The sequence below is a fragment of the Lentzea sp. NPDC020367 genome (genome assembly GCF_044387305.1).
Taxonomy (GTDB): domain Bacteria; phylum Actinomycetota; class Actinomycetes; order Mycobacteriales; family Pseudonocardiaceae; genus Lentzea.
Map to the genome: position 1 here is coordinate 806,889 of NZ_JBIRVV010000003.1, position 12,017 is coordinate 818,905.

Here is a 12,017-nt window from a genome sequence, read left to right on the forward strand (position 1 = left end):
GATCGAAAGCACCCGGAAGTGGTCCCATCGGGCGTATGGCAAAGCCACGCCTCGTGGCCGCGGTTATAGCGCTCTCAGCGGCCTTCGCGGCGACGGGTGTTCACCAAGGGCACGAGTACACAACCACTTCTTCGGCATCGGTCGCACCGCTCGCGTACGTGGTGGGCAAGACCGGTCTCGTGCAGGTCGTGGACACCCGCAACGGTGCCGTTCTCGTGCAGGCGGACACCGGGGGCCGCGCGACGGGTGTCGCCGTTTCTCCCGACGGACGCCGGCTCTACGTGATCAACGGGTGGACCGGCGCGATCACCGTGGTCGACCCGAGCAGTGGCGAGATCCTCGATCGGCTCTTCACCCAGGTCCAGCTCTCGCACGCGGCGATGCGCCCGGACGGCCAGCGGCTCTACGTCTCGGCCGCGGGCGGCATCGCCGTGGTGAACCCCGAGAACTTCCAGATGGTCGCGGTGATCAAGGCGGGCGGGCAGCCGCAGGGCCTCGCCGTCCACCCGGACAACAAGATCCTCTACGTCGCGAACTCCCAGGACGGCACGGTCGGCCTGGTCGACACGGCGACGGCGTTCCAGACGTCGACGGTGCAGGTCGGCGGGCTGCCGCAGCACCTGGCGATCTCACCGGACGGCAAGCGCCTCTACGTGAGCGGCATGCGCCTCGGCGACAAGACGCCCGGCACGCTGACGGTGATCGACACGGCCACGAACCAGGTCGTCGGCACGCTGGAGTCCGGCAGGGGAGCGGGCAGCATCGCCGTCACCCCGGACGGCGCCACGGTCTACCTGACGCTGCCGAAGGAACGGTCGGTCGTGGTCGTCGACGCGGCGACGATGACGGTGCGCGAACGCTTGCGGATCGACTCGCCGAGCGTCGCCATCGCACCGGGGGACACGAGGGTCTTCCTCGCCACCGGCACGACGACGACGGTCCTGGACAGCACGAACGCGGTGCTGACCACGTACCGGATGAAGACGGGCGAACTGCAGGAGGCGAGGCCGCGCCAGTTCGACGCGGCCATGATCGCCTTCCCGCCCGGTCAGCCGACGGGGACCGGCTTGCGGACCTCGTCGTCGAAGTCGTCGAAGTCGTCCACCGGCTCGTCGTGAAGCGCGAGGCGTTCCTGGATCCGCTTGAGCGGGCCAGGTGACCACCACGCGGCGTTGCCGAGCAGCTTGAGCACGGCGGGCACGAGCAGCATCCGGACGATCGTGGCGTCGAGCGCCAACGCCAGGATCATGCCGACGCCGACGAACCGCATCATCGCGACCTGCGAGAACGCGAACGCACCCGTCACCACGATCAGCAGCAGCGCGGCCGAGGTGATCACCCGGCCGGTCTTCGCGAGGCCGGTGGTCACCGCCTCTTCCGTCGTCGCGCCCTGGCCGCGGGCCTCGACCATCCTGCTGAGCAGGAAGACCTCGTAGTCCGTCGACAGACCGAACACGATGGCCGCCATCAGCACGACGATGCCGGACTCCAACGGTCCTGGCGTCACGCCGAGGAGGTCGGCGCCATGACCCTCCTGGAAGATCCACACGAGCACGCCGAACGTCGCCGAGAGCGACAGCGCGCTCATCAGCACGGCCTTGATCGGCAGCACGACGGAGCCGAACGCCAGGAACATCAGGATCAGCGTCGCGCCGACCAGCAGCGTGACCATCAACGGCAGCCCGTCCGCGATGGCGTCGAGCGAGTCGCTGACCGTCGCGGTGTTGCCGCCGACCAGCACCTCGGCGCCGTTCGGCGGGGTGATCGCGCGAACGTCCTTGAGAGCCTGCTTCGACTCGTCGCTGAGCGCGTCGTGCTCCAGACCGGCCATGGCCGCCGTGACGCCCTTGTCCGCGCCCGTCGGCTGGACCTCGCCGATGCCAGGCACGTCCTTGACCTTGCCCAGGTACTCCTGGACCGCGGCCTGGTCACCGCCCTTGACGACGATCTTGAAGCCGGTGTTGGAGAGCGCGGAGAAGTTCTGGTTGATGTTCTCGGTGGCCACGCGCACGGCGTTGCCCTCGGGCAGGACCTTCTCGGTGACCTGGCCGAACTGCACGCCGAGGAACGGCGAGCCGAGCGCGAGCAGCACCCCGATGATCGGCACGGCGATCAGCACCGGTCGCTTCATGACCTTGGTGCTGAGCTTGCGCCAGCCGCGTTCGCTGGGCTCCTTCTTGCGCCACGGCATGGCGAGCTTGTCGACCCGGTGGCCGAGCACGCCGAGCAACGCGGGCAGCAGCGTGACCGAGACCAGCGCCGCGATCGCGACCGACGACACACCGCCGTACGCGAGGGACTTCAGGAAGCCGTGCGGGAAGAGCAGCAGTCCGGCCAGGGCGATGACCAGCAGCGTCGCGCTGAAGACGACGGTGCGGCCGGCGCTGGCGACCGTGCGTCCGACGGCTTGTTCGGTCGTGCGGCCCTGGGCGAGTTCCTCGCGGAACCGGCCGACCATGAACAGGCCGTAGTCGATCGCCATGCCCAGGCCGAGCAGCGAGGCGACGTTGACCGCGAACGAGTTGACCTCGGCGAAAAGCGCGACCGCGTGCAGCACACCGAGCGCACCCATGATGGCGAGACCGCCGACGACGACCGGGAGGCTGGCTGCGACCAGGCCACCGAAGATGATCACGAGCAGCAGCAGGACCAGCGGCAGCGAGAACATCTCCGCGCGCGTCAGGTCCTCCTGGGACATGTCGTTGATGGCCTTCTGGGTGGGCACGAGCCCGCCGACCTGCTCGCTGAACCCGTCGATCTTGAGCTGCTTTTGGATGTCCTGGAACTGCTTGATCTGCTCGTTCGAGTCACCGCTGCTCAGCGTGATGGCGACGAGCGCCTGCTGCTTGTCGTCCGACGGCACCGGCCCGACGGCCTTGAGCACGTCGTCCTTCGGGAAGCCGCTGATGTGGTCGGCGATCTTCTTGAGTTCGAGCGGGTTCGCGAAATCGCCGCGATAAATGACGATCACGTCACCGTTCTGCCGCCCGAACGCCTCCTCGGCTACCTTGTCGGCCCGCGCCGCCTCACTGGAGGGAGCCTCGTAGCCGCCCTGGCTGAGCTTGTCGAACACCCCCAGCCCCCAGATGCCGCCCACCACGGCGAGCAGCACCGTCGCGACCAACACCACCCACCGGCGGCGATATGCGATCGAGCCCCACTTCGCGAACATCGGCGACGGCCTCCTGGGTTACCGTTCTGTAAATCCCGTGAACTCTTGTAAACACCGTTCACTGAAACCGTACGGGGCCGTGGACGGGGTCTACAACCCGATGGAGTGACATATGACCGAGGCCACTCGCCGAGAACGACTCCGCGCCGAAACCGAGCGTGAGATTCGGCAAGCGGCCCGCGCCCTTTTGGTGGAGAGCGGCCGCGACGCGGTTACCCTGCGTGCGATTGCACGTAAACTCGGAATCACCGCGCCGGCGCTGTACCGCTACTACGACTCGCACGACGCGCTGCTGCGACAGCTCTGCGACGACATCTGCGCGGACATGGCGGCAGCGCTGTACGCCGACCTCGCCGCGGAGACGTCAGGCCAGGTCGGATGCAAGGTGAGGGCGGTGTGCCACGCGTTCCGCCGCTGGGCCCTGGCCCACCCGCAGGAGTTCGCCCTGGTGTTCGCGTCACCGCGGGACCCGATCGGCGCGGACCAGTTCGGGTCGGTGTTCCTCCAGCTGGCCGGCCCGCTGATTGCGTCCAATCAGGCGGCGAACCACGCGGACTCGCCGGTGCCCACTGTGCTGCACGAGGACCTGGTTCGTTTTCAACAGGTGCTGCGGGACGCGGTGGCCGAGCACGGGGTGACGCTGTCGGACTCGGTCCTGAACCTCGGGAAGATCTACCACGTCGTGCAGTCGTGGGTGCGGTTGTACGGGCACGTGGCTTTGGAGGTGTTCGGGCGGTTCCCGTTCGCGGTGAGCAACCCGGAGCCGATGTTCGACACCATGCTGGACCAGATGCTGTCGGACATCGGGTTCGCCGAGGACGTGGCGGTTCAGTGATGTAGCGCCGGGCGGACCAGGCCAAGCCATCCTCGACCTGCTGGACAAGGCCATCGGCCTGCAGACGCCGCTGGTGCGCAAGAACATCGCCCGCGCTCGTGAGCGCAACCCGGAGGCGACGCCCGAAGAGGTCATCGGCACTCTGGAGAAGATCTACGTCAGCACCCTGGCGAGCACGGGGGCCGCAGTCGGAGGTGCCGCAGCCGCGCCCGGCGTCGGCACCGGGATCGCGCTGGCGCTGTCGGCGGGCGAGCTGCTCACGTCATTCGAACTGAGCGCCCTGTTCGTGCTCTCGGTCGCCGAGGTCCACGGGGTCACGCTCGACGAGATCGAACGCCGCCACACCCTGGTGCTGGGGATCCTGCTCGGTGAGTCCGGTTCCAAGACCATCAACAAGATGGCCGAGCGCACCGGTCAGCACTGGGCGCGCCAGTTCGTCAAAGCGGTGCCCACGGCGACCCTGAAGCGGATCAACAAGGTCTTGGCGCCGAACTTCATCACTAAGTACGGCACCCGGCAGGGAGTCGTCGTCCTCGGACGTGTGGTCCCGTTCGGCATCGGTGCCTTGATCGGCGCTGGCGCCAACGCCGCCATGGCCGCTATCGCCGTCAGAACAGCCCGGCGTGCGTTCGGCCCAGCACCCGAGTCGTGGCCGGCGCAGCTGTAGCCACGCCGGCCCTCCTCGTTGCTACAGAACGATGTTCACCAGGCGGCCGGGGACGACGATCACCTTGCGCGGTTCGCCACCGGCGACCAGCTCGGCGATCTTCTCCTCGGACAGCGCCGCGGCCTTGATCTCGTCCTGCGACGCGGACGCCGACACGACGATCCGCGAGCGGACCTTGCCGTTGACCTGGATCGGGTACTCGACCGTGTCCTCGACCAGGTACTGCTCGTCGGCCTTCGGGAACGGGCCGTGCGCCAGCGAGCCGTCGTTGCCCAGCTTCGACCACAGTTCCTCGGCCACGTGCGGGGCCTGCGGAGCCAGCATCAGCACCAGGGCCTCGGCCAGCGTGCGGGGCGTGCCGGACGCGTAGTGCTTGGTGACGTAGTTGTTCAGCTCGATCAGCTTCGCGCCCGCCGTGTTGTAGCGCAGGTTGGCGTAGTCGTCGTGCACGCCGGCGATCGTCTTGTTCAGCAGGCGCAGTGCCTCTACGGACGCTTCTTCGTCCGTGACGCGCAGCGAGCCGTCGGTCTCGTCGACCAGGTTGCGCCACAGACGCTGCATGAAGCGTTGCGCGCCGACGACGTCCTTGGTCGCCCACGGGCGGGACACGTCCATCGGGCCCATGGACATCTCGTAGAAACGGAAGGTGTCGGCGCCGTACGTCTCGCACATCTGGTCCGGCGTGACGACGTTCTTCAGGCTCTTGCCCATCTTTCCGTACTCACGGCGGACTTCCTCGCCGTTGTACGTGAACTTGCCATCGGCCTCGACGACCTCGTCGGCCGGCACGTAGACGCCGCGCGGGTCGACGTACGCGTACGCCTGGATGTAGCCCTGGTTGAACAGGCGGCGGTACGGCTCGTCGCCGGACAGGTGGCCCAGGTCGAACAGGACCTTCTGCCAGAAGCGCGAGTACAGCAGGTGCAGCACCGCGTGCTCGACGCCGCCGATGTACAGGTCGACGCCGCCGGGGTCGGTCGGGCCGTGCTCGGCCGTGCGCGGGCCCAGCCAGTACTTCTCGTTCTCCGGGTTGACGAACCGCTCGGTCTCGACCGGGTCGACGTAGCGCAGCTGGTACCAGCACGAACCCGCCCAGTTCGGCATGGTGTTCGTGTCGCGGCGGTACGTCTTCAGGCCGTCGCCCAGGTCCAGCTCGATCGTCGTCCACTCGGTGGCACGTGACAGCGGCGGCGACGGCTCGGTGTTCGCGTCCTCCGGGTCGAAGGTGCGCGGCGAGTAGTCGTCGACCTCGGGCAGTTCGATCGGCAGCATCGACTCTGGCAGCGCGATGGCGGTGCCGGCCTCGTCGTAGACGACCGGGAACGGCTCGCCCCAGTAGCGCTGGCGGCTGAACAGCCAGTCGCGCAGCTTGAACTGGACGGTGCCGTGGCCGTGGTCGTTCTCCTCCAGCCAGCCGATCATCGTCTTCTTGGCGTCGTCGATCGCCATGCCGTCCAGGAACCCGCTGTTCACCGCAGGTCCGTCGCCCGTGTAGGCGTCGCCCTCGAAGCCCTCGGACGGCTGGACCGTGCGGATGATGGGCAGGTCGAACTTGACGGCGAAGTCCCAGTCGCGCTGGTCCTGGCCGGGCACGGCCATGATCGCGCCCGTGCCGTAGCCCATCAGCACGTAGTCGGCGATGTAGACCGGAATCTCCTTGCCGTTCACCGGGTTTGTCGCATATGCCCCGATGAAGACGCCGGTCTTCTCCTTGTTCTCCTGACGGTCCAGTTCGGACTTCAGGGACGCTGCGCGCCGGTACGCGGCGATGTCTGCCACGCGATCGGGCGTCGCAATCTGGTCCACCAGCTGGTGTTCCGGTGCCAGGACCATGTAGGTCGCACCGAACAGCGTGTCCGGACGGGTCGTGAAGACCTCAATGCTCTCGTCTCCCACCGCGAATCGGACTCGGGCGCCATGCGAGCGCCCGATCCAGTTGCGCTGCATGGCCTTGACCTTGTCCGGCCAGTCCAGCCGGTCCAAGTCGTCGATCAGCCGGTCCGAGTACGCGGTGATGCGCATCATCCACTGGCGCAGGCTTTTCCTGAACACCGGGAAGTTGCCACGCTCACTGCGACCGTCCGCGGTGACCTCTTCGTTCGCCAGCACAGTACCCAGTCCGGGACACCAGTTGACGGGCGCCTCCGACATGTAGGCCAGCCGGAATTCGCCCAAGATCCTTTGCTGGTCGGCAAAAGACAGCTCAGACCACTTGCGACCACCCTCGACGTCCCGCTCTCCAGACTCGAACTGGGAGATCAACTCGGCGATCGGACGAGCCTTGCGCGCGTCGACGTCGTACCAGGAGTTGAAGATCTGCAGGAAGATCCACTGAGTCCACTTGTAGTACTCGGGGTCGATCGTCGAGATCCGGCGACGCTCGTCGTGGCCCAGACCCAGCCTGCGGATCTGACGCAGGTACGTGTCGATGTTCTCTTCGGTGGTCTTGCGCGGGTGCTGCCCGGTCTGCACCGCGTACTGCTCCGCGGGCAGGCCGAACGCGTCGAAACCCATGGTGTGCAGCACGTTGCGGCCGTTCATGCGGTGGTACCGCGCGAAGACGTCCGTGCCGATGAAGCCCAGCGGGTGGCCGACGTGCAGGCCGGCACCGCTCGGGTACGGGAACATGTCCTGCACGAACAGCTTGTCCGCGGGCACGTCACCCTTGAGCGCTCCAACGGGGTTGGGCGCGTGGTAGGTGCCGTGGTCCTCCCAGTACCGCTGCCACCGCTCCTCGATCTGGTTCGCCAGTTCGGCGGTGTAGCGGTAGGCGGGAATCTCCGCCGCGTCCGTGCTCATTTCAAGGTCCCTCTCACGTCGTTCCTGCCCCTGACATGACGAAACCCCCCAGCCCAGACAGGGCATGGAGGGCGGCCGCGCCGACCGTCTTGCGATCAGGTCGTCGCGGCTAGATAAGGAGCAGGCGGGCCGTGCTCATGTCGTCAACGGTATCAGCGGACCGCAAGCGCGATGAACCGGCGGTGGCCTGCGGCACATCAGACCGGGGTGACCGAGAGCTGAACCCCGGTCCCGTCTTACCCTCATGGAGTGAACATCGTGCTGTCGGTCGTCCTGGGTGTGCTCGGCGTCGCTCTCGGCGCGGTCGGTCTGCTGGGTCTGCAGGGCAAGCTGCGCCGCAACCGCTTCGTCGGCGTGCGCACCGCCGCCGCCGTGCGTGACGAGGAGACGTTCGCGCTGGCCAACCGCGTCGCCGGGGTGCCGAACGTCGCCGCGGGTGTCGTGGCGATCGTGTCGGGCGCGATGGCGTTCGTCATGGCCGACCTGGCCGTCACCGCTGGGATCATCGGACTGATCGGCGCGCTCACCATCGCCTTCGCCGGTGGGCTCGTCGGTAGCCGTGCGGCCGAGGCGCTGCCCGAGCCGGTCAAGCCGAAGGGCTGCGGCGGGTGCGCCTGCGGTGGCGGCGGCTGCTCCCCGCTCGCGGGGCTGTAATCCGACGTTTCACGTGAATCAGTTGTCTCGGACGTCCTTCGGGTAGGTCGACAGCAGCGCCAGCGGCATGCCCTGGCGGCGCAGCACCCGTCCCCACAGGTCGACGTTCGCGCCGACCAGCACGTCGTCGGCCAGGCCGGTCACGACGATCCAGTCGCCGCGGTCGATCTCGCCCTGGAGCTGGCCCTCGCCCCACCCGCTGTAGCCCGCGAACACCCGCAGGCCTCGTACCAGCGGCATCAGGTCCTCCGGTTCGGCGTCGAGGTCCACCAGGGCGACCGGGCCCTGCACGCCGACCAGTCCCTCCACGGTGGACGGATCGGTGCCCACCTTCAACGCTGCCAGGCACAACGCCGTCTTCTGTTCGACCGGGCCGCCTACGTAGATGCACTGCGGCTTCGTGACGTGGGAGCCCCACGGTGGCAGCACGTCGTAGACCGCCATCTCGGAGGGGCGGTTCAGCACGACGCCGAGGGTCCCCTCTGGACGTTGGTCGATGATGTAGACGACGGTGCGTGTGAAGTTCGGGTCGTTGAGGCTCGGAGCGGCTACCAACAGGGAGCCTGGCTCGACTTCGACTTCGTCATCGGGACGCACGTCACCATGAAATCACCCGTGATCGCCGGAACAACTCAGGCCCGCGTCCCGTTAGACTCAGGTGTCGGATGTCTTTGTGTCCCCCGGGCTCAACAGACAACCGCCTTCGCGGAATACCGTTCGGCTGGAGCCGCGTAGTGCGCCGCGCCGTGAGGCGACCTGGCATCCGATCCAAGAGAGCCGGACCGTGAGGTCCGGCTTTCGTGGTTTTCACCACTACGCGCATAGAGTGCAACGGTGACAACGCTTGCGGTGGAGAAGCACCACTGGGGATCACGCCGGTTCCTCGGCATCCCCGCCTACCGCAGGCTCCTCGCCACCCGGCTCGCCTCGCAGTGGGGCGACGGGCTCTTCCAGGCCGGTCTCGCCGGCGCTGTGCTCTTCAACCCCGAACGGCAGGCCGATCCGGCGGCGATCGCGGCCGGGTTCGCGGTGCTGTTGCTGCCGTACTCGCTGATCGGACCGTTCACGGGCGCGTTGCTCGACCGGTGGGACCGCAAGAAGGTCATCGTCGTCGCGAACATCGCGCGGGCCACGTTCGTGCTGTTCACGGCCTTGGCGGTCGGTGCGGGGCTGAGCGGGTTGCCTCTCTACGTGTCCGCGCTCGTCGTCATGGGCATCGGCAGATTCGTCGGTTCCGGGCTGTCCGCGTCACTGCCGCACGTCGTCGACGAAGATCACCTGGTCGAGGCGAACGCGCTGACCACGACGGCCGGTGCGGTCATGGCCGTGATCGGCGCCGCCTGTGCGATCGGGTTCCGCACGCTGCTCGGCGCCGGCGACGGCGGTTCGGCGTGGACCACCAGCATCGCGATGGTCGGGTTGCTGCTCAGCGCGTTCATCGCCAGCCGGTTCAAGCCGGGCGTGCTCGGGCCGGACGAGGTCGACGAGCCGCACAACGCGATCACGGCCGTCGCCCGCGGGCTGCTGGACGGCGCCAAGGCCACCTGGCGCACGCCGAGCGTCACGGCCGGCCTGGCCGCGTTGCTCGCGCACCGGGCGGCGTTCGGCATGAGCCTGATGATCACGCTGCTGCTGATGCGCTACAGCCTGGAGGACGTCGGCATCCTCAAGGCCGGCATCGGAGGGCTCGGCGAGGTCGCGGTCGCCGGTGGCGCGGGTGTGCTGCTCGCCGGGATCCTGACCGACCGGATCGTCGACAGGTTCGGCGTCAAGCGAACGATCTGCGGCGCGTTGCTGCTCACGGCCGCGGCCCAGGTCGGGCTCGGGCTGCCGATGACGCTGCCGTCCATCCTGATGGCCAGCTTCGTGATCATCTTCGCCGGTCAGATCGTCAAGCTCTGCGTGGACACCGCGGTGCAGCACGACGTCGGCGACGAGGTGCGCGGGCGCGTGTTCGCCCTCTACGACACCCTCTTCAACATCGCGCAGGTCACCGCGGTGACCATCACGGCGACGGTGATCCCCCTGGACGGACGCTCGCCCGGCCTGATCCTCGTCGCCGCGAGCCTCTACCTGGTCGGCATGGCCGCCTACCTGCTCCTGTCAGCGCGGAAACGGCAGGTGCAACATGCCGGCCTCGTGCGCGAAGACGACAGCCGCCACACGATCGGGTAGTTCCAGGCGCACCAGGATGTCGGCCACCTCGTCGGCCACGCGTTGCTGCCCGATGCTGAGCACCCGCGCGATCTCGTGGTCGGCGTGACCACGCGCGAGACACCTCAGCACGGCCCGTTGGTCGTCGGTCAGGACGTCCAGGTCCCGTACGGCAGGACCTGCGGAAAGTCCCCAAGTGAACATCTGCACCACCCCCATGCGCCCCCTAGCGCACGTCCCATGGTGCATCCCCGCGCTGACACTTCGCTAACGCGGGGATTCCATTCACTCACTATGCGTCACGGAGCGGGCGGGGTGATGCCCTGTTCGCGCGCCCAGTCGAGCAACGCGGCCTCGGCCTCGTCGCGGTCCAGCGGCCCCCGGTCGAGCCTGAGTTCCTTGAGGAACTTCCACGCGGCACCGACCTCACGACCCGGCGCCAGGCCGAGCAGCTTCATGATCTCGTTGCCGTCGAGGTCCGGGCGTACGCGCGCGAGGTCTTCCTCGGCCGCGATGCGCGCGATGCGTTCCTCGAGAGAGTCGTAGGTCCGCTTCAGCAGGTTCGCCTTGCGCTTGTTGCGGGTCGTGCAGTCGGCACGGACGAGCTTGTGCAGCCGCGTCAGCAGGTCACCGGCGTCCGTCACGTACCGGCGCACGGCCGAGTCGGTCCACTCGCCGTTGCCGTACCCGTGGAAGCGGAGGTGCAGGTAGACGAGCTTCGCGACGTCCTCGGTGATCTCCTTCGAGTACCGCAACGCCCGCAAGCGCTTGCGGACCATCTTCGCGCCCACGACCTCGTGGTGGTGGAACGAGACGCCGCCGCCGGATTCGAACTTCCGGGTCGCCGGCTTGCCGATGTCGTGCAGGAGCGCGGCGATCCTCAGCACCAGATCGGGTGATTGATCAACTTCTTCAAGATCAATTGCCTGTTCCAGCACAACCAGCGAGTGGTCGAAGACGTCCTTGTGTTGATGATGTTCGTCGATCTCCAGCTTCATGGCCGTGAGCTCGGGCAACACGATGTCGGCCAGCCCGGTCTCCACCATGAGCTCGATGCCGCGGCGCGGGTGCGCGCCGCACAGGAGCTTCGAGAGCTCCACCTGCACGCGCTCCGGCGTGATGCGGGCGAGTTCGCCTGCCATCGATCGCATCGCCTCGATCACCCTGGGCGCCGCGGCGAAGCCGAGCTGGGAGACGAACCGGGCGGCGCGCAGCATGCGCAGCGGGTCGTCGCCGAACGACTCCTGCGGGGTCGCCGGCGTGTCCAGCACGCCGTCCCGCGCCGCCTGGAGGCCGCCGGTCGGGTCCACGAACTCACTCGCCGCGATGTCGTACGCCATCGCGTTGACCGTGAAGTCGCGCCGGACCAGGTCGCCGTCGATGTTGTCGCCGAACGTCACCTCGGGATTGCGGGTGACGCCGTCGTAGACGTCCGCGCGGAAGGTCGTGATCTCGATGATCTCGCCGTGCTTCGACGCGCCGACCGTCCCGAAGGCGATGCCGGTGTCCCACTGCGCCTCGGCCCAGCCGCTCAGCAGCTTCTGGATCTCCGCAGGTCGCGCGTCCGTGGTGAAGTCGAAGTCGTTCGTCGGGCGCCCCAGCACGGCGTCGCGCACACTTCCACCCACGAGGTAGAGGCGCTTGCCCTCGGCTGCGAACCGAGCGGCGAGCTCAGCGACGACTGGTGTAATTGCGGGAGCTTCCACCACCGCATTCTGCTGGAGCGATCGAGACAC

General features: G+C 67.8%; 10 protein-coding genes. 5 read left to right on the forward strand and 5 right to left on the reverse strand.

The window, feature by feature from the left end:
- The first annotated feature begins 35 nt into the window (after positions 1-35).
- Positions 36-1,118 carry a hypothetical protein gene (locus ACH413_RS16265; protein WP_360047498.1) on the forward strand — a complete coding sequence of 361 codons (1,083 nt, stop codon included), beginning with the start codon at positions 36-38 and terminating at the stop codon, positions 1,116-1,118.
- On the opposite strand, the gene ACH413_RS16270 is transcribed toward ACH413_RS16265, so the two are convergent.
- On the reverse strand, positions 1,049-3,172 hold the full coding sequence (locus tag ACH413_RS16270) for an MMPL family transporter (RefSeq protein WP_360047499.1): 2,124 nt from the start codon (positions 3,170-3,172) through the stop codon (positions 1,049-1,051). The genes ACH413_RS16265 and ACH413_RS16270 overlap by 70 nt on opposite strands.
- Before the next feature lie 112 nt (positions 3,173-3,284).
- On the opposite strand from ACH413_RS16270, the gene ACH413_RS16275 reads away from it, so the two are divergent.
- Together ACH413_RS16275 and ACH413_RS16280 are read left to right on the forward strand one after the other, a co-directional pair.
- Positions 3,285-4,007, forward strand: coding sequence for a TetR/AcrR family transcriptional regulator (locus tag ACH413_RS16275; protein ID WP_360047500.1), 723 nt, complete (start codon positions 3,285-3,287; stop codon positions 4,005-4,007).
- 73 nt (positions 4,008-4,080) lie between these two features.
- Positions 4,081-4,674 (forward strand): hypothetical protein, encoded by a 594-nt coding sequence (locus ACH413_RS16280; protein ID WP_360047501.1) that lies wholly within the window; start codon positions 4,081-4,083, stop codon positions 4,672-4,674.
- Between the two features lie 21 nt (positions 4,675-4,695).
- Here ACH413_RS16280 and leuS read toward each other — a convergent pair whose 3' ends face one another.
- Positions 4,696-7,473: a leucine--tRNA ligase gene (gene leuS / locus ACH413_RS16285; protein ID WP_360047502.1), complete on the reverse strand. Its 2,778-nt coding sequence runs from the start codon at positions 7,471-7,473 to the stop codon at positions 4,696-4,698.
- A 249-nt stretch (positions 7,474-7,722) separates the two neighbouring features.
- On the opposite strand from leuS, the gene ACH413_RS16290 reads away from it, so the two are divergent.
- The gene (locus ACH413_RS16290) at positions 7,723-8,127 is read left to right on the forward strand and encodes an SdpI family protein (protein ID WP_360047503.1); all 405 of its coding nucleotides are present in this window, start codon (positions 7,723-7,725) and stop codon (positions 8,125-8,127) included.
- Positions 8,128-8,145: 18 nt separating this feature from the next.
- Here the strand turns inward: ACH413_RS16290 and ACH413_RS16295 are convergent, their stop codons facing one another.
- A complete protein-coding gene (locus tag ACH413_RS16295) occupies positions 8,146-8,724 on the reverse strand; it encodes a YqgE/AlgH family protein (RefSeq protein WP_360047504.1) in 579 nt (192 codons plus the stop codon).
- A gap of 237 nt (positions 8,725-8,961) precedes the next feature.
- On the opposite strand from ACH413_RS16295, the gene ACH413_RS16300 reads away from it, so the two are divergent.
- The gene (locus tag ACH413_RS16300) at positions 8,962-10,302 is read left to right on the forward strand and encodes an MFS transporter (RefSeq protein ID WP_360047505.1); all 1,341 of its coding nucleotides are present in this window, start codon (positions 8,962-8,964) and stop codon (positions 10,300-10,302) included.
- Here ACH413_RS16300 and ACH413_RS16305 read toward each other — a convergent pair.
- Both ACH413_RS16305 and ACH413_RS16310 read right to left on the reverse strand, forming a co-directional pair.
- The gene (locus tag ACH413_RS16305; RefSeq protein WP_360047506.1) at positions 10,231-10,485 is read right to left on the reverse strand and encodes a LuxR C-terminal-related transcriptional regulator; all 255 of its coding nucleotides are present in this window, start codon (positions 10,483-10,485) and stop codon (positions 10,231-10,233) included. The genes ACH413_RS16300 and ACH413_RS16305 overlap by 72 nt on opposite strands.
- 95 nt (positions 10,486-10,580) lie before the next feature.
- Positions 10,581-12,017, reverse strand: coding sequence for a CCA tRNA nucleotidyltransferase (locus tag ACH413_RS16310; protein WP_360047507.1), 1,437 nt, complete (start codon positions 12,015-12,017; stop codon positions 10,581-10,583).